Origin of the sequence: Lachnoanaerobaculum sp. OBRC5-5 (genome assembly GCF_000296385.1) — a bacterium.
Lineage (GTDB): Bacteria > Bacillota > Clostridia > Lachnospirales > Lachnospiraceae > Lachnoanaerobaculum.
Genome location: NZ_JH815185.1, coordinates 715,972 through 734,728, shown reverse-complemented (window position 1 = coordinate 734,728; position 18,757 = coordinate 715,972). Strand labels below are relative to the sequence as shown.

The window sequence follows — 18,757 nt, the reverse complement described above, 5'->3', positions numbered from 1 at the left end:
TTTAAGGTGCAAGTGCCAGTACCAAAACTACAACCAGCTCGGCCAGTTGCAGAAAATACCCTGCCAGATCACCTGTAATACCCCCAAACTCTTCAAAAGATTTCACTCTGTAATACATAAAAACTAAAAATACGGAAATTGCACATAATAATCCGTAATTAATATTTATTATTATCATGGCTACACTTCCAAGTAAAATAAATCCTATCAATACCGTTCTGTTGGTATATATCAGACTTTTATCAGCAAACTCAAATGCAAGTCCGCTACCCCTGGCATTTTTAAAAACTATTAAAGAAAGCGCACTATATGCTCTGATAAGCATATATGAAACAGCCAATATATATATTCTTATGAATCCTTGAAATGTAAGCAAGGATGCAAAATATAATAATATATATACCAACCCTCCTATTATGGCAAATGCACCTGAGTTGGAATCCTTTAAAATATTCAGCTTCTTTTGTTTATCCTGATTTGATCCAAGAGCATCCATAGTGTCTAAAAATCCATCCATATGAATACCGCCTGTATACAAAATAGGTAAGACCGTAAGTACAGCTGCAATCAGAATAGGATTTACATTAAGTTTATTTAAAAATATAGAAAATGCGATCAAAAAAACCCCCTCTACAATACCTACAACAGGTAAAAATAAAAGGCAGTATTTCATATTTTCTTTTTCCCAGTTAAAATTCCTAACAGGAATTTTAGAATACATGGCAAAGGTAATTGCCATTGATTTGAATAAATTACTCATATTAACTTTTTATCATAGGGTAGACCGTAGACTACCTCTATTACCCTATCTGCTACCTCAATTATTTTAGTATGCAAAGAATAAAGACAATCAATAAAAATGTCCAGCTCTTTGCTTTGATTTCTTTCGGTAGAAAATATATCATTTCCTACAATAAAAACAGAATTACACCTATCTTTAAGAGTAATTATATCAGAAAAAATCTCTTCTGTAATCTCTTTAAAGTTATTTTTAAGTTCGGCTTCATTAAAAAGATTATTGGATAAAAGATTAGTCAAATCTTCAAGTAAAATATTATCATCCTCATCTATATTCAAATCTTTTATATGTCTCGGCTCTTCAATAGTAAAAAATCCTTTTCCTTCTCTTTGTAAAAGGTGCTTCTCTACTCTTTTGCCTGCATATTCACCGGTATTTTCCATTGTAGCAAGATATATCTTTTTATTAAATTCCATTGATATCAGTTCCTCGGCATATTCAGATTTTCCGCTTGATACACCTCCATAAATATAAGTTATCATACAAATCTCTTATACTCTTCTATCTTAATATCCGAAAATGAAGCATTCTTTGTATAAATCTGTGATATAAGATCAAGAAGAGGAAAAAGCATGGCGCAACCGCTTCCCTCACCTAGAGCCAAAGAAGCATCAATTACAGGTTTTAATTCAAGAATATCAAATATAGCATCTGCTACAGGCTCACGACTTAGATGTGATGCTATCATATATTCTTTACAAAGCGGATGTAAAAAATAAGCCAAAAGAGCTGCAACCTCAGAAATCACGCCGTCTATTACTACCGGTATTTTGTATATAGCGCCTCCTATAAATATTCCTGTAAGAGCGGCTATATCGAGTCCACCGATAGATGAAATCAGATCAATTGTAGACAATACTCTTGTATCTACGTTTTCTGAATTAATGTAATCAATAAAAGTCTTATCTCTAAAGCCATATTTATTTATTCCAACTTCTATTATATCTATTTTTCTTTGCAGCCTAATATCATTTAGTCCCGCACCACGACCTGTAACATTTGTAACGAGTAGATTTAAAAGGGCTGATGAAAGAGCTGATGAAGTGGTAGTATTTCCTATACCCATTTCACCTGTACCTATAATATTTATACCTTTATTTTTGAGGTTTTCAACTATTTCTATACCGTAAAGTATCGCTCTTAAACTTATATCTATAGGCATTGCTTTTTCTTTTATAAAATTATTGGTACCATGCATAAGTTTATGATTTATAACACCCATCGAATAGATATCGGTATCAAAGCTGTCAATACCCATATCTATCACCATTAAATCGGAAGCGCAAGATTTGCATAAAACTGATATACTTGAAGTTCCAAGAACCATACTCTTTGCAACAGCCAGAGTTACTTCCTTACCTGACTGTGATATACCTTCCTCCACCACTCCGTTGTCGGCACACATAACAGTAATACATTTTTTATCAATAACCGGAATCTCACTTTCAAATATAGCTGAAAGTTTTTGAAATATCCTTTCAAACTCTCCCAGACTGTCAAGCGGCTTTGCAATGGAATCCCAATGCTTTTTAGCTAATTGTTTGTATTGTGTTGAAGTATTTGTAATGCCCGATGACAAAAATTTTAATTTATCCATCAGTTCATTTTGTATATCAGTCAAAACCGGTAGTCTATACATTGCTTTTCCTCTCTAAATATTCTATTAAGTTTTCTATCAAAAATTCATAGCCACACAAATATATATGCGGAAATCCGGCAAATATATTTTCATATGCATTTATACAATCCCATTCTTTGCTCTTATTTGCTTTTAGGGCATGCGCATATTCACCATTATTTGTAGAATCAAAGTAGTGGAATTCATGGCTTCGTATCTTTTGATTTTTTTTCATAAGTACACTGTCAGATTTTGCTTCTATTTCTATATAACCGAATCTCACAAGCTTTTTAGTTTTGAAGGCTTTGCCGTCTATAAGTCCTACACCTCTAAAGCTTTCACCGTTATTATCTTCAAAATTTTTATGCAGATAAATAAAACCTCCACATTCGGCGATGATAGGTATATCTTTTGCCTTTGCTATACTTTCAAGCATTGAAATATTTGATGAGAGCTCATTTGCATAAAGCTCAGGATAACCTCCTGAAAGCCATATGGCTGAGATGTTTTCAGGAAGATTCTTATCATGTAAGGGGCTGAATTTCACTATTTCAAAACCATATTCTTCTAATACCTTTATATTTTCATCATAGGTAAATGAAAATGCCTCATCAAATGCAAAAGCAAGACGGTACTTTGACTTTATATTATTCAGTGTAACATCCTTTGCTTTATGTGATGGTATATTACAGTCAATATTTAAAGTAAACTTCTCAAACAGCTTAAAATCTAATGTTTTAGAAAGCTCATCAGAGAGTTTATCAACTATTTTAAATATATCCTTTCCCGGCTCATTTAATCCAAGATGTCTGCTTTCCATATGATAATTTTCATTATAATACAAAAATCCTATTAGAGTTAGATTCGACTCGACTAATCTCTCACGAATCAAACTTATATCATAATCAATCGGTACTTTATTTACTATTACAGTCTTTACACGATGAGAAAACTTTTGAAGGTATTCACCTACAGTATCAATCTCATCTATATCTACTACAAGAATAACATCTATCCCTATTTCTTCGGATACAATACAGGCACTGCATCTTTTTCCTTCTCCATATACCCCGTCAAACAGTCCCATGGCACCCTCTATAATGGCCATATCACCTGTAAAGTTCCTAAAAAAGAGATTTTTAAGTTCACCGGGTCTATATTCCGGTTCCAAAAAGAAAGGATCCAGATTAGTAGACGGACTTCCTGCAATTTTTTCATGATACATGGTATCAATATAGTCCGGTCCTGTTTTATATATGGAAATGGTTTTCCCCATATTTTTCAATATATTTATAAGCCCTAATGTAATAAGCGTTTTTCCGCTCCCTGATTTCATTGCCGAAACCATAAAGGCTTGTTTTTTCTTTGGTAAAATCATAAATTTAACTTCTCAAATACTGAATGTATTCTTTTATTCTTTCCTCAAGTTTATCTCTGTTTTCAACCAAATGAGGATAAAAGCCTGTTACATCGTATGAAATCATTTTACACAGTCCTGAAAATCTATAAGCTTCTTCGCCCTTTTTATTTTCAGTCTGTATTGCTCTTTCAATTTCTGCTTCGTAGGATACTGATTCTAAAGTTTGTCTGCCGGCAATCTTTAAATAAAATTTCCAAGTATTTTCCTGTGTATCTTCTTTAGTACGAGGGACGGAATATACTCTTTTCATATTGGCAACAATCTCATCTCTTTTGTTTATCTCACCTTCAGTTTCATAAATATAAGCCTGTAATCCCCATATAGATAAAATCCAAGTCCAAATATTAAAATCAATCTTTTCAGGTATATCTATATTTACAAGATTATATATATTTAAGATCTCATCCTTATAATCATAAATATAAAGCCAAAAAGCCAACTCATATAGATTTGTCATATCTTTACTTCTTGTAAGGGCAAAACTCTTTGAGAGTTTCTTACAAAGCTTTACAATATTCTTTTCCTTATATTTTGAGCTCAGCTCATCAAAATTCATCTTCCATCTCCCAATCATAATCTTCTTCATTAAAGTCATCTTCAAGAAAGCCTTCAATAATTCTTTCACTATGACTTCCGTCAGCTTTTGTTTCAAGTAAGGCCCAGTTTAAATCATCTTCTTGCGCCCTTGGGTTTCCCTCTTCAAGAAAAGAATAAAACTTTGATATAACAGCTTTTGTATAAATCTGTAAAAACTTTTGAGCCTCACTCTCATTGAAGCAATCGTTAAATTTGTCAAGAAGTTCACTGTCATCTTCATAAAATTCATCGGCAAGCTCAAGATTTCCTTCAATATCTCTTACTATCTTTTGCATTTCTTTAAAAACCGACATCCTGGCAAATTGTGGAATATTTTCTGTAACTTCACTGTATGCTGAAGGTATATTATTTTTAAAACCGGCATTATTCATTTTTATAACAAGATCAAGTATTGCCTGCTGCTTTTCTTTATCCAAAGTTGAAATATTGGATAAATAGAATTCTTTAGCCCGATCATCTAATTTTTCGTTTGTAATAACTCTTTTCAATTCTTCAAATGCGTCCATAAAGACCTCCGATATGTTTATATAAATACTTTATCACATCTTTTCTATAAGTAAAGTAAACCTTTACAGTAAATATATTCTTATATAAAAAAGCCGTCACATATTGTGACAGCCTTTTAACATCATCTTCTATCATTCTTTACTATAAACAATATACATTACAACTCCAATAAAGAGCATACCACCTATTATATTACCGATTGTTACAGGAAGTTCGTTTGTAAGTAAAAAGTTTTTCCAATTCAATGTTGCAAGTTTTTTAGCAGTTATTCCATACTTTGTCATAGCTACTTCCGCATATTTGCTGTTACCGGCGGCAAATATACCTGCAGGAATATAGAACATATTTGCAACACAGTGCTCAAATCCGCCTGTTACAAAAGTCATAATAGGTAAAAAGCTTGCCAATACCTTTCCTGAAATGTCTTTGGACAAACCTGCCATAACTACTCCAAGACAGACAAAGAAGTTACATAATATACCTGATATAAGTGCGGAACCAAAAGGTATATTTGCTTTTGACAATGCAAGTTTTATTGTAAATGCACCCATCAGGCCGTCGCTGTATTTGAACTGACCGCTGAAAGCTACCAGTATTGCAAATAAAAGTCCACCTATAAGATTAGATATAAATACAACGATAAGCGCTCTAATCATATCCGATACCTTATATTTTCCTTTTAAAACACCGATTATCATAAGGCAGGCACCTGTAAAGAGTTCACCGCCAAACAATACCATCATTACAAAACCTATAGGAAATACCAATCCTGCTACAAGTCTTGCAATTCCTGTATTTGAAATATCGTGTATCGCTACACTGCTTGCCATTGCTCCTGCTCCTATAAGCATACCTGCAAGGATTCCCAACAAAATCATTTTGTGTAGCGGGCGTTTTACTTTGCCTTCACCGGCCTCTATGAGATTTTGTGTAACCTCAGCTGTAGTATTTGAAAAGTTCATAAATACATTTCTCTCCTGTTTTTGTTAAAAAAATAACCTTATATATTTTACAAAAAATATAATATATGTCAAGTGGATTGAATGCAGTTTTATAAAATATGGAGCTTTTGTTTTATTGATATTTTCGATAAATATTATATAAATATTCAATACATAAGCCTTTTTGTTTACTTAAATCCTGCTTTATGTTAAGTTATCACAAGATTATTTATTGTAAAGGGATTCATATGGGCAAGAAAAACAATAACTTAAGCAGTTATAAAACATTTATAGATTCTAGCGATAAAGATATGATTTCACAGGAACTTATGGAATATGATAAACAGTTTATGGCTGAGTATAAGGCCGACAAACGTGTAGGAATTATATACTTTATAGCTATAACTATCCTGCTTATATCTGTATTTATTTTTTCATTTATTTCAGGGCGATACAATATATCTGTTAAAGATGTTTTAAGCTCTATCTTTGCCGGAATACAGCATGGTATATGGTGGGTATTATCACATTTTGGCATAATTTTGAATGAACCGAGATGGATGACAGGTCCTGAGGACACTGTCATTTGGCTTGTACGAATGCCGAGAATATTTGCAGCTATTCTTGTAGGAAGTTCTCTTGCGGTTTCAGGTGCAACATATCAGGGATTATTTAGAAATCCGATGGTTTCACCTGATATTTTAGGTGCATCTGCAGGTGCAAGTGTTGGTGCCTGTATTATGATGCTTTTTAATATGGGGCCGCTTATGGTACAGATTGCAGCCTTTGTTATGGGAATATTTGCTGTTGCACTTTCATATTTTTTAAGTAAATCAATAGGTAGAGGAACAAATATAGTTTTATTGCTTGTCCTTTGTGGAATGACGGTAAATACTCTTTTCCAAGCCTTAGTTTCAATTACAAAATATCTCGCAGATACAGATGAACAGTTGCCGGCAATGACTTATTGGTTAATGGGAAGTCTTGCAAAGGTAAGCTATACAGATATTTTATTCTTCCTTATACCTTTTGTGCTTGGGGTAATACCGATTATGGCACTTAGATGGAAGCTTAATCTTTTATCTTTCGGCGAGGATGAAGCAAAGTCTATGGGAATTAGTGTTTCTACAGTAAGAATTGTTTGCATTATATGTGCAACTTTGCTTACAGCTTCTGTTGTATCAATCGCAGGAACAATCGGATGGGTCGGACTTATGATTCCACATCTTGTCAGATTTATTTCCGGACCTAATAATAAGACTCTTATTCCTTTTTCACTTTTAACAGGTGCTCTGTTTATGCTTGTTGTGGATAATTGCTGTCGAACTCTACTTGCGTACGAAATACCTCTTGGAGTGCTTACATCACTTATAGGCGCACCGTTCTTTATATACATATTGTTCAGAACAAGGGGGAACGCATAATGGAATTATCTGTAAAAAATGCTTCATGTGGTTATGGAAATGTCCCTGTACTTGAAAATGTATCTCTACATATAAAACAGGGAGAAATAGTATGTATACTTGGCCCTAACGGAATAGGGAAAACTACACTCTTTCGTTCCGTACTCGGATTTCTAAAACTTATAAAAGGTGAAATTACTCTTAACGGAAAATCGAAGTCTTTAATTACTGAAAAGGAATTTTCAAAAAATATAGGCTATGTTCCACAGGGACACGAACCACCGTTCCCATATTCTGTAAAAGACGTTGTGGTAATGGGTAGAGCCGCAAATCTGAAAAGATTTGAATCACCGGGAATAGATGATTACAAGATGGCTTATAATGCCATGGAAATGCTGGGGATTTCATATCTTAGAAATAAGACTTATACACATATATCGGGAGGTGAGCGCCAAATGGTTTTAATCGCAAGAGCGCTTACGCAGGAACCGAAGTTACTTGTAATGGATGAACCTACAGCTAATCTGGATTTCGGTAATCAAGTTCATGTTCTGCAATGTATAAGTAAGCTTACATCTTCAGGACTGGGAGTTCTTATGACAACTCATAATCCGGATCATGCATTTCTTTGTTGTGACAGAGTAATTCTGCTTACAAAGGATCGTCAGATACTTGAGGGTACCGTAGAAGAAATAGTAACTGAAGAAAACCTAAAAAAAGCTTATGGCGTTGATGTAAAGGTCAGTTCAACAAAAACAGATTCAGGAAAGATAATAAAAAGCTGTATTCCATTACTGTAATACCTTGCTTTTTAGTATATTAATTATTTAGGAGGAAGATTATGAGGAGAAATAATCGAATTATCGCTACACTTTTAGCGGCTGTAATGTCTACATTTATGATTACGGCATGTGGAAGTACAAAGACACAGGAAACAACTGCAACATCCGCAGCAGAAACAACTGCTGCCGAGACAACGGCTTCAACATCTGAAAAAACAGGTACAAGAACTGTTACAGATATGAAGGGTGTAGAAGTTGAAATACCGATGGAAGTTAATACATATGTTGAGAGCTGGTTTGCTCACAATGAAGTAGACTTGATGCTTGACAGAGCGGAAGGTATGCTCATTACCAGTGCAAGTCCTGATAAGTTCCAGTGGATGTATGCTATATGTCCAAACTTTTACAATGCAACTTCTACAGAATTTTCGGCAGATATGAATCTTGAGGAAATAATTGCCGCTAAGCCTGACGTTGTATTCGGTTCAAATGAGGATTACAGGGAAATGTTTACAAAGGCAGGAATTCCATATATTAACTGTATGTTCTCTACATATGATCAGCTTAAGCAGTCTGTAAAGCTTACTGCAGAGGTGTTAGGCGGTGATGCCGTTAAGATTGCGGATGATTATGTTGCTTATCTTGATGAGAGAACAAAGTGGGTTGCAGAACGTACCGATACTCTCTCAGATGACCAAAGAGTTTCAGTAGCACATGGAAGTTCAGTATATGAACTCAATTTTGACGGTGCAAATACAATTATTGATGAGTGGATTAAGCTATCAGGCGGTAAGAATGCAGTAGCCGAAGAAGTTGAAGGAAACCTCAAAAATATCAGCCTTGAACAGGTATTGGCATGGGATCCGGATGTACTTATAACAGGAAAACCACAGGCTCAAGTTGAGCAGATATTGAATGACCCGGCTTGGGCAAATCTTTCAGCTGTAAAAAATAAGAAGGTATATTCAAATCCTAAGGGAGCGTTTGCTTGGGATCGTTACGGTGTAGACGCGGCACTTCAACCACAGTGGTGTGCACAGATACTCTATCCTGATTTATTTACCGATTTCAGCATTAAGGACGAGGTAAAGAAGTTTTATTCCACATTCCTTGGATATGATTTAACAGATGATGAAGCACAGATGATCCTTGACTGTAAGACGCCAAATCTTGATGATTATCCAAAGCCTACAAAAGCACAATAATATTAAATTGAAATAAAACAAGGGCTGATATTATATATATATATCAGCTCCTTATTTTTACATTTTAATTACTGCTATAAACACCATATTCTGTGCTATCATCATATTATAAGGTCCGACTTCTTTGGACTTGGATACATTTACAGCTGTGATTTCGGTATCATAACCTTTTTCTTTTGCAAGTTTTACTATGTCTGTTATCTGTGCAATAGTTTCCATTGTTATAGCGGAGATTACGATAGTAGGATTTTTCTTTGAGGTAAATATCATCTCCATCATATTGATAAGTTCTCCACCGCTGCCACCTATAAAGATTTTATCCGCATCTAAGATATTATCAAGTCCGTCAGGTGCTTTTGCATGTATAAGCTCTATATTTTCAGCACTGAAATTATGAATATTCTTTTTTATAAGTTCTACTGCAAGAGGATTTTTCTCTATAGCATATACTTTTCCTTCATATGCAAGCCTTGACATTTCAATACTTATAGATCCGCTTCCTGCGCCTATATCATAGCAGATACTGTTTTGACAAATATCCAACTTACTCATGATAACTGCTCTTACTTCGGATTTTGTTATCGGCACTTTATCTCTTGCAAATACTTCATCGGGAAGTCCGATACTTATGGATTTATCTGCATCCGGATTTGAAATAAGCATACAGTTTAAATCAGATATTTCCATTTCTATAAGTTTTGATGCCTTAGCCTTTGTTATTCTTTCATTTTCATAAGAAAGATTTTCACCCAGTATTATATCAAGGTCAAATAATCCGAAGTCTATAAGCTTTCTACAGATTTCTTTTACTCCTTCACCCTTAGATGTGATAATAAATGTAAATTCATTAGAATCTATATTGTGATATAAAAGCTCTTCCTTACCATGAAATGATAATATCTTTACTTTTGAAATATCGGTATTTGACTTTGCACATAAATAGCTAAGACTTGATATTCCGGGGTAGGTATTTATATTGCAGTCTTTAAAATCCTTTTCTTCTACCAAATACTTTAATTTATCAAAAAGTTTCAAACTTCCGCTAAAAAGTGAAATATCCCCACTGAATACTACAGCTGTTTCGCTATCCATATTTTCTCTTATGATTTCAATTATCTTCTCCGTATTATATTCTGTAAAATATTTTTTATTCGGAAAATCTTCTTTTACACTGTCAACCATTCTTTTTGCACCGATAATTACTGTAGACCTTTCAAGTGCAGAAATTGCAGCTTTTGTTAGAAGATTTGGATTTCCAAGTCCAATTCCTACAAGATTTATATTTTTTGTATTTACCATACTTATCCCTGTTTACTATATATATTCTTTAAATTAAATTTGCAATCATCTACAGAAATACCTGTTATCTCAGTCTTCGGCATAATAATCACCGGAATACAACCGGTATTCTTTGTCGCCTCTATCTTTTCTTCAAAGCCACCGCTTCTTCCTGACAATTTACTTACAAGATATTTGCAATCAAATTCTTTTATAATTGCTTCGTTTAAAGCCATAGAAAAAGGTCCCTGCATTGCAATAATATTCTTTGAAGGTACACCGGCAGATATACAGGCATTTATAGAGTCTATACTTGGAAGTACCCTTGGAAATATACGATTTGACAGCTCACTGAAAGCTGATATTTCCTTACTGCCTGTTGTAAGTAAAATATTTCCTTCTGTATTCAAAAGATAATTAACCGCATCAAAATTACTTGAAAACTCAAGAACATCTTCTAAACTCACATCCATAGACTCTCTTTTTATTTTAAAAAAAGTAATATCATCTTTTTCTAAGAGTTTTAATGCAGATTCTATATTTTTAGATATATCATAAGCATATGGATGTGTTGAATCTATGACGCAGGATATATTATTTTCTTTTATAAGCTTAGCTATCTCTTCTGTACCCAGTCGTTTATTACTAACTTTGACAGTTTTAAACTCCGGAAGTACTTCTTTGCCATAATCGGTAGCTACGCAAAGTATAGTATCTATTTTAAGCTTATCACAGTAGGTAGCAATCTCTCTCCCTTCAGTAGTACCGCCAAAGATTAAAACATCACTCATTGGAGTATCCTCTTGGTGTGACAAGTTTTCCGTCAATAACTTTAGTCATAGAGTTACCTATAAATACCGTTTCAAACATGCCGACTGTAACATCTCTTAATTCCAAAAGAGTATAGACACTATATCCTTCACCTTCTCTCCCTATGTTTTTTGCTATGGCACATGGTGTATTGTCACTCTTATACTTAAGTAATATATCACAGGCTTTTTGAAGATAATCTACACGTTTTTTACTTCCCGGATTATATATTGAGATACAAAAATCTCCTATTGCCGCACATTCAAGTCTTTTTTCTATCTTCTCCCAAGGTGTCAAAAGATCACTGAGACTGATTACCGCAAAATCATGGATAAGTGGTGCTCCTATAATAGCGGCACCTGAAATTGCCGCGGTAACTCCGGCAATTGTTTTTACCGCTACATCTTTGTAATCCGGAGCTATACCAAGCATAAGCCCTGTAAGTCCGTATACACCTGCATCACCTGAGCAAACCATTGCTACCGTTTTTCCCTTATCAGCCTCTTCAAATGCCATTACACATCTTTCATATTCTTTTGTCATGGGTGTTGAAAGGCATTCCTTATCAGGCCATATTTCCTTTATCAAATCTGTATATACCGTATAACCTATAACTATATCGCTCTCTTCTATTTTCTTTATCGCCTCGACAGTCATCTGATCATATTTACCCGGTCCCATACCGATTATATATATTTGTTTCATTTCAAACCTCTTACTATAATTATTGTAAAATATCCGCTTGTTTCAGGAAGATTTTTTGCTCCGACAAATAATCTTTCATTTGGCATACCGCAATTTTCCACCATATAGATATCATAATCAAACTTTTCTTTCTTGATATATGAAGCCAGCTTCTCATAGCTTCTTCCCGATTTCATAAATACCAAAGTACCTTTAAGTTTGAAAGCCTCTTCAAATGAGTATGATGATGGAATCACATGAAGCTCTTCATCTGCCAATGTAAGCGGAATACCAAGTGTAGCGGCAGCGGCACTGAATGATGTGATACCGGGTATAGTAATTACTTCTATCCCTTCTGCGTTCAGTCTTTGTGCAATATATGAATAAGTCGCATATACTCCGGGATCACCAAGTGTCAGGAGTGCTACATCTCCTTCTTTTAAAAGTTCTTTTATATCATTGGTGATTTTTGAATGTGCTTCTTCCAATATATCAGGATCCTTTGTCATAGGAAAATCTATGCATAATTTATATTTTTCATTTATCTCAGGAATCACTTGCTTTGCAATATTAAACGCAATGGAAGTATCCTCGCTTTTCCCGGGATAACATATTGTTTTTGATATTTTTACTGCATTTAAAGCCTTTATTGTCATAAGCTCAGGATCTCCCGGGCCTACTCCTACACCATATAGTTTACTCATTTATTTTCTCCTGTATCTATAATCGTTATATTATCACTGAAAACAATAATTCTAATTTTTAAATTATTTTTAAACTCTTCAATATTTGCATATCTGTTTTTATGATAAAATATCTCAGCCTTAAATGCACGGTTATATGCATAGTAAAGCATCTGATCTGCAAGTATATCAAAGCAATTTTTAAAGTTATTTTCTTTTATTATATTTACGGCACCTGTAGTGGTCTTTTGCTCAAATATATTTGAAATAATTTGAATCGGCAATTCTTTGTTTTCTTTTATACAAAGTTTTGTTACTGCCGCTACAAGCAATTCAAGTCTGGAATCCGAATCATTTGAATGTGTATTCATTATTCCACCTGACAACTTTATAAGTTTGCCCAAGTCGCCACATAGTACAATTTCTCTTGCATCATTTGAAATTGCATAATCAATACTTTCACCTATAAAATTGCTTATAATAGCTACTGTAGTGCTGTTTATATTAAAATTATTTTCTAAGAATTTTGCACCTATATTTCCCGGTGCCAAATATACTCGTCTTTCTTTTGAATTTTTTAACCTGAATTTTATATCAGCTTCTATTGTTTCTAAGAGTGCTGTTTTGCTCATAGGCAGTACCAGACCTGAGGTCCCAAGTATTGAGATTCCACCTATAATTCCAAGTCTTTCATTAAAGGTCTTTTTTGCTATCTCCACTCCGTTTTCTACCATAACGGTTATATTTACTATACCGCTAAATCCTGCTTCTTTTAATATACGTGAAAGATTGTCAATCATCATCTGCCTTGGAACCGGATTTATAGCCGCTTCTCCTTTTGGTAAGGCCAGTCCGTCTTTTGTAAATATTCCTACACCTTCTCCGGCAAAAAAATTAAACTCAAGACCGTTTTCTTTTTTTATAAATTCAAGCTTTGTACTGATTATTATTCCGTCAGTAACATCCGGGTCATCACCTGCATTCTTTTTTACACCACAGATAAATAAATTATTTTGTACTGTGTGATATTCTATTGGAATACTGAGTGTTATACCTGCAGGTAACTCTACATCCACTATATCCTTTTTATCATCAAGATACATATATGCAGCTCCTATTGCAGCAGCAGTTGTTGTAGTTCCTGTGGTAAAGCCATACCTCTGGGTATGGCCGTTTTTTATATTAAATTCATCAATTGTCATATTTATGCCTTTGGTATCTTGAATGAAAATTCAACACCGTCAAGTATATTTCTTACAGCAACAGTACCGTTGTGAGCTTCTACTATCGCCTTTACTATAGACAGTCCGATACCGCTTCCTCCATATGCTCTGGAATGTGCCTTATCCACCTTAAAAAACTTTTCCCAAATATTGTTTAAATCTTTTTCAGGAATAGGATTACCTGTATTATAAACACTAAAAGTTATATTTTCTCCATCATCTGATACATTTATTTTTATTTCCCCGGAGTCACTTACATGATGAATAGAATTACTGATATAGTTTGTAACCACCTCTTCTATTTTGAATTCATCAGCATTAAGAAATATTTCCTTGTCGGAATCAAATTCAATATTTACATTCTTTTCACCTATAAGTATTGATATTGAACCAAGCACCGACTCAATAAGAGAAGTCAGATTAAAGTTCTCCTTATGCAAAATACTGTTTCCGGATTCAAGTGAAGAAAGTGTAAGTAATTGTTTTACCATTTTATTCATCTTTTCACTTTCATCAAGTATTACCTCTGTATAGTATTTTCTGCTCTCTTCATCTTCACAGAGTCCTTCATTCAGTCCTTCTGCATATCCTTGAATAAGTGCAATAGGTGTCTTTAACTCATGAGAAACATTCGCAATAAAATCTTTCCGCATTTCGTCAATAGCTTCTTTTCTCTTAATGTCTTCTTTTAAGAGTTCATTGGCTTCCTGTAATTCGTCAATAGCCTTTTTAAGTCTGTCGGACATATAATTCATATTTAGTCCGAGCGTCTGTATTTCATCACTTCTGTTACCTATATATTTGGCGGTAAAATCAAGTTTACCCATTTTATTTGAAATCTCAGCCAACTCAAGTATCGGATAGGTAATCATTTTTGCAATAATAAATGTAAGTATAACAGTTATAATGAATCCTATAATTGCCATATATATCAGAAATCTGTTTGAAATACTTACGCTTTCTTTTAAACTTGCAACCGGAGTAGACATTATAACCATTGTCTGATTATCACTGCAATATCCGAAACCTTCTATAAAAGATGTGTTTTGCATAGTCTTATGAAGTATTATTGTGTAATTATTATTACTGTATAAAATATCCTGATTTTGATTTCCTATAAATCCGTCCTGGATTCTACTTATTAATCCGTCACCCTCCCTTGCTGATGAATATATGGCCTTATTTGTAAAGGAGTCTACAAGGGCAATGGTTATATTATATTTATTTGAGTAATCCAGAATAATACTTTTAAGGCTGTCATTAATAACAGATTCTTCAGTACTTTCATCAATTATATGCTGACCCGAGGAGCCGATTTTCATTACTTCATTATCTATTTTAAGGTATGCCTCTTTTATTTCACTTACCTTTTCATTCTGATAAAACCATCTCAGTCCGAAATTGTTTAAAAGACCTATTGAAAGTAATAATACCGAAATAATCAATAAGATTATCAAGGTTATCTTCATACGAAGTGAATGGCTGAATTTTTGTATCATATATACCTCTTTATGGCTTAGTCTTGGAAGAAAGTTCCACTATAAAATCAGACTTACCTACAGACTTTCCAAAATTTTCCTTGCAACAACAAATAAAGAGTTTATGTCTTGCTCTCGTCATAGCAACATAAAACATTCTTCGCTCTTCTTCTATCTCATCAGCACCTTTTGCTTTTTTATACGGTACACTTCCCTCATTTACATCAATAATATAAACAATATCAAATTCAAGTCCTTTGGAGGAATGGAAGGTCATAAGCCTTACGCCGTTATCATCTTCATTTGACTTTTTTCTTGCCTCTATCAGTTCCTCTTTGTACTCTTCCATATGCACAAACCAGTCGGAAAATGTACCGAATTCAGATGCACTGTTTTCAAGATCCCCCAAAACTGTATAGCAGTCATCACTTTCTATACCGTTCATATCACAGTACTCTTCTATATACTCATCATATCCCACAACATTTCTTATATATCTGAGGGCCGTTGCAGGCTTAAGATTCTTTATAGTTCTTAAATGTTCTCTGAGTTCTATTATTCTTTTAATCATATAGCTTTTATCCTCATAATAGTCAAATAGTGTTTCTATACTTGCCTTTGATGAGGAAAGTGAATCTCTGCTTATATACCTGTTAGGCTTATTGGAAATACGAAGCAAATCGGATTTGTTTCCTGAATTTATAGCCAGCTTTATATAAGATATAATATCCTTTGATACCCAATGCTCAAAAAGATTCGGAATAGAATCTCTTATAGTAAAAGGAATATTATTCTTCATCATCCTCTCAATTAAAAGTCTCGGTGAAAGGTTTGTACGATAAAGCACCGCAATATTGTTTATATCCTGCCCGGATTTTATATATTCCTTTATATCATTTACTATAGTATTTACCTCGGCAAAAGGATTTTTAAATTCTATTACCGATACAGGCGCACCGCTTCCGTTATTTGCTGTAAAAGTTTTAGGAAATCTCTTGCTGTTAAAAGATATAAGTTTGGTCGAGGCATCCACTATTTGAGTACTTGATCTGAAATTTATATCCAAAAATACTTTAGAAACATTTTTAAAGTCTCTCTCAAATCCAAGCATTATTTCAGGTCTTGCACCTCTAAATCTATAGATAGATTGATCGTCATCTCCTACAACAGTGATATTTTGATTCTTGCCTGCCATAAGTTTTATGATATTATATTGCAAAAAATTTATATCCTGAAACTCATCTACCAAGATATATTGATATCTGTTTTGTACCGCGGATAAAATATCCTTTCTTTCGCTTAATAGCTCATATGTAAGTAAAAGCATATCTTCAAAGTCAAGTTTATTTCTTGCTTCAAGCTCAGCCTCATATTCTCTGTAGAGCTTTTTAAAAGTATCACTTGCAATACTGTTTGAATAATAGTTTTTTATATTTATATTATCCTGCTTTATAAGAGCTATTTCATTTAAAAGATTACCGGAAAGTGTATTGATATCTTCATTCACTATTTCATTTTTCTTTATCAATTCCTTTATAAGGGTATATCTTAATTCATCAGAGGCAATCTGTTCCGCACTGAATCCGTAAGCTGTTTTTAGAAGATTGAAAAAAACTGAATGAAATGTTCCAAATGTTACAAGGGTTTTTCCAATAAGTTTTTCAAATCTGTCTTTCATTTCCTTGGCTGCAGCTCTTGAAAACGTAACAACCAAAATATGGGCCGGGTTTATACCCGACCCCTCTATAAGATATTTTATTCTATGTGTGATTACAAAGGTTTTTCCGGAGCCGGGACCTGCCAATACCATCAAGGGCCCTGCCCCATGCTCTATGGCTTTTTTTTGATTACTGCTGTAATTTATCAATTCCAATCTTAATCCTTCTTATTGATTCATCTTTTCCGAGAACTTCCATAATCTCTGTAGCACCTGCAGGAGTCATCTGCTTTCCTGAAAGAGCTGTTCTTATCGGCCACATAACAAATCCTGTCTTATATTCATGCTCCTTACCAAATTCCTGCAAGATACCAAACAAATTATCATTTGTATAGTCATCTGTATTTTCAAGAATTGGTAATACCTCTTTTAAAAGAGATAATGAATTCTCAGAGTTGGTTTTCATCTTTTTATGTGTATACATTGCAGTATCATATTCAGGCAACTCTTCAAAGAAATCAATATGTGAAGCAATTTGTGGCAGTACTTCTATTCTGGTTTTTACCATATTTGAGATCTTCTTTAAATCAAGAGGCTTTTTTATAACTTCTTTAATATAAGGTTCCGCCAGTTTGAAGAAATCATCTTCACTCATATTCTTTAAATACTCGCCGTTCATCCATGAAAGTTTAACCATATCAAAGACTGCAGGTGATTTTGAGATATGCTTATAATCAAATGCTTTTATAAGCTCATCTAATGAGAATATTTCCTTATCATCTTCAGGTGACCACCCAAGTAATGCAACAAAGTTTACTATAGCTTCAGATACATAGCCCTGTTCAATAAGGTCCTCAAACGAAGAATGTCCGCTTCTTTTTGAAAGTTTTTTATGCTCCTCATTTGTTATCAAAGGACAGTGAACATATGTAGGTACTTCCCATCCGAATGCTTCATATAATCTGTTGTACTTAGGTGATGATGAAAGATACTCATTTCCTCTGACAACATGTGTGATTCCCATAAGATGGTCATCTACAACATTTGCAAAATTATAGGTAGGATAACCGTCAGACTTTATAAGTACCATATCATCAAGCTCTGAATTATCCACTGTGATATCTCCATAGATATCATCATGGAAAGATGTTGTTCCTGTTGTAGGATTATTTTGGCGGATAACATATGGTATACTGCTTTCAAGATTTTTCTTTATTTCTTCTTCAGATAATGAAAGGCAGTGCTTATCATATTTCATTATCTCCTCACCGTTCACATTTGATCTGAGAGAATTAAGTCTTTCAGGAGTACAGAAACAATAGTACGCCTGCTTCTTTTCTATAAGCTTTTTTGCATACTCAAGGTATAGTCCCTGTTTTTGTCTCTCACTTTGTACATATGGACCGCAACCGCCGTCTTTGTCAGGACCCTCATCATGTATAAGTCCTGTCTCTGCCAATGTTCTATAGATTATCTCTGTAGCACCTTCCACATATCTTTCCTGGTCTGTATCCTCTATTCTAAGCAGAAAATCTCCACCCTCATGCTTTGCTATCAAATATGCATACAATGCGGTTCTAAGATTTCCAACATGCATTCTTCCGGTAGGACTCGGTGCATATCTTGTCCTTATTTTTGTCATAAATGCTCCTTATCTGTATATATAATTATT

Annotated in this window: 18 protein-coding genes; 3 read left to right on the top strand and 15 right to left on the bottom strand. The window is 34.0% G+C overall.

Going from position 1 to position 18,757, the window contains the following annotated elements; all coding sequences use genetic code 11:
* Position 1 precedes the first annotated feature (1 nt).
* The 7 genes from HMPREF1135_RS03330 to HMPREF1135_RS03300 form a co-directional block, all read right to left on the bottom strand.
* Positions 2-760 (bottom strand): adenosylcobinamide-GDP ribazoletransferase, encoded by a 759-nt coding sequence (locus tag HMPREF1135_RS03330; RefSeq protein WP_007591984.1) that lies wholly within the window; start codon positions 758-760, stop codon positions 2-4.
* Positions 757-1,281, bottom strand: a complete 525-nt coding sequence (locus HMPREF1135_RS03325; RefSeq protein ID WP_007591983.1) for a bifunctional adenosylcobinamide kinase/adenosylcobinamide-phosphate guanylyltransferase — start codon at positions 1,279-1,281, stop codon at positions 757-759. Before HMPREF1135_RS03325 ends, HMPREF1135_RS03330 begins: the two co-directional genes overlap by 4 nt.
* A complete protein-coding gene (locus HMPREF1135_RS03320) occupies positions 1,278-2,438 on the bottom strand; it encodes a nicotinate-nucleotide--dimethylbenzimidazole phosphoribosyltransferase (RefSeq protein ID WP_007591981.1) in 1,161 nt (386 codons plus the stop codon). The genes HMPREF1135_RS03325 and HMPREF1135_RS03320 overlap by 4 nt, the downstream gene beginning before the upstream one ends.
* Positions 2,431-3,795: a cobyrinate a,c-diamide synthase gene (locus HMPREF1135_RS03315; protein WP_007591980.1), complete on the bottom strand. Its 1,365-nt coding sequence runs from the start codon at positions 3,793-3,795 to the stop codon at positions 2,431-2,433. The genes HMPREF1135_RS03320 and HMPREF1135_RS03315 overlap by 8 nt, the downstream gene beginning before the upstream one ends.
* A gap of 4 nt (positions 3,796-3,799) precedes the next feature.
* On the bottom strand, positions 3,800-4,393 hold the full coding sequence (locus tag HMPREF1135_RS03310) for a DUF6707 family protein (protein ID WP_007591978.1): 594 nt from the start codon (positions 4,391-4,393) through the stop codon (positions 3,800-3,802).
* Positions 4,383-4,940, bottom strand: coding sequence for a hypothetical protein (locus HMPREF1135_RS03305; RefSeq protein WP_007591969.1), 558 nt, complete (start codon positions 4,938-4,940; stop codon positions 4,383-4,385). Before HMPREF1135_RS03305 ends, HMPREF1135_RS03310 begins: the two co-directional genes overlap by 11 nt.
* Before the next feature lie 132 nt (positions 4,941-5,072).
* The gene (locus HMPREF1135_RS03300; RefSeq protein WP_007591967.1) at positions 5,073-5,903 is read right to left on the bottom strand and encodes a formate/nitrite transporter family protein; all 831 of its coding nucleotides are present in this window, start codon (positions 5,901-5,903) and stop codon (positions 5,073-5,075) included.
* Positions 5,904-6,130: 227 nt separating this feature from the next.
* Here HMPREF1135_RS03300 and HMPREF1135_RS03295 point away from each other — a divergent pair, with 227 nt between their 5' ends.
* Genes HMPREF1135_RS03295 through HMPREF1135_RS03285 form a run of 3 tightly spaced genes read left to right on the top strand, consistent with a single transcriptional unit; the run spans position 6,131 to position 9,272 of the window.
* Complete coding sequence (locus tag HMPREF1135_RS03295) at positions 6,131-7,306, top strand: FecCD family ABC transporter permease (protein WP_007591966.1); 1,176 nt, start codon at positions 6,131-6,133, stop codon at positions 7,304-7,306.
* Complete coding sequence (locus HMPREF1135_RS03290; RefSeq protein WP_007591965.1) at positions 7,306-8,085, top strand: ABC transporter ATP-binding protein; 780 nt, start codon at positions 7,306-7,308, stop codon at positions 8,083-8,085. Before HMPREF1135_RS03295 ends, HMPREF1135_RS03290 begins: the two co-directional genes overlap by 1 nt.
* 41 nt (positions 8,086-8,126) lie before the next feature.
* Complete coding sequence (locus tag HMPREF1135_RS03285; RefSeq protein ID WP_007591960.1) at positions 8,127-9,272, top strand: ABC transporter substrate-binding protein; 1,146 nt, start codon at positions 8,127-8,129, stop codon at positions 9,270-9,272.
* Between the two features lie 57 nt (positions 9,273-9,329).
* Here HMPREF1135_RS03285 and HMPREF1135_RS03280 read toward each other — a convergent pair whose 3' ends face one another.
* Genes HMPREF1135_RS03280 through gltX form a run of 8 tightly spaced genes read right to left on the bottom strand, consistent with a single transcriptional unit; the run spans position 9,330 to position 18,727 of the window.
* A complete protein-coding gene (locus tag HMPREF1135_RS03280; RefSeq protein WP_007591958.1) occupies positions 9,330-10,571 on the bottom strand; it encodes a bifunctional cobalt-precorrin-7 (C(5))-methyltransferase/cobalt-precorrin-6B (C(15))-methyltransferase in 1,242 nt (413 codons plus the stop codon).
* Positions 10,572-10,573: 2 nt separating this feature from the next.
* Positions 10,574-11,341: a precorrin-6A reductase gene (cobK, locus tag HMPREF1135_RS03275; RefSeq protein WP_007591951.1), complete on the bottom strand. Its 768-nt coding sequence runs from the start codon at positions 11,339-11,341 to the stop codon at positions 10,574-10,576.
* The gene (gene cobJ / locus HMPREF1135_RS03270; protein ID WP_007591949.1) at positions 11,334-12,065 is read right to left on the bottom strand and encodes a precorrin-3B C(17)-methyltransferase; all 732 of its coding nucleotides are present in this window, start codon (positions 12,063-12,065) and stop codon (positions 11,334-11,336) included. The genes cobK and cobJ overlap by 8 nt, the downstream gene beginning before the upstream one ends.
* The gene (gene cobI, locus HMPREF1135_RS03265; protein ID WP_007591947.1) at positions 12,062-12,748 is read right to left on the bottom strand and encodes a precorrin-2 C(20)-methyltransferase; all 687 of its coding nucleotides are present in this window, start codon (positions 12,746-12,748) and stop codon (positions 12,062-12,064) included. Before cobI ends, cobJ begins: the two co-directional genes overlap by 4 nt.
* Positions 12,745-13,929: a cobalt-precorrin-5B (C(1))-methyltransferase CbiD gene (gene cbiD / locus HMPREF1135_RS03260; protein ID WP_007591945.1), complete on the bottom strand. Its 1,185-nt coding sequence runs from the start codon at positions 13,927-13,929 to the stop codon at positions 12,745-12,747. The genes cobI and cbiD overlap by 4 nt, the downstream gene beginning before the upstream one ends.
* 2 nt (positions 13,930-13,931) lie before the next feature.
* Positions 13,932-15,449, bottom strand: a complete 1,518-nt coding sequence (locus HMPREF1135_RS03255) for a sensor histidine kinase (protein ID WP_007591943.1) — start codon at positions 15,447-15,449, stop codon at positions 13,932-13,934.
* A gap of 10 nt (positions 15,450-15,459) precedes the next feature.
* Positions 15,460-17,301, bottom strand: coding sequence for an ATP-dependent helicase (locus HMPREF1135_RS03250; RefSeq protein WP_007591941.1), 1,842 nt, complete (start codon positions 17,299-17,301; stop codon positions 15,460-15,462).
* Complete coding sequence (gene gltX, locus HMPREF1135_RS03245) at positions 17,276-18,727, bottom strand: glutamate--tRNA ligase (RefSeq protein ID WP_007591939.1); 1,452 nt, start codon at positions 18,725-18,727, stop codon at positions 17,276-17,278. Before gltX ends, HMPREF1135_RS03250 begins: the two co-directional genes overlap by 26 nt.
* Positions 18,728-18,757: the final 30 nt, after the last annotated feature.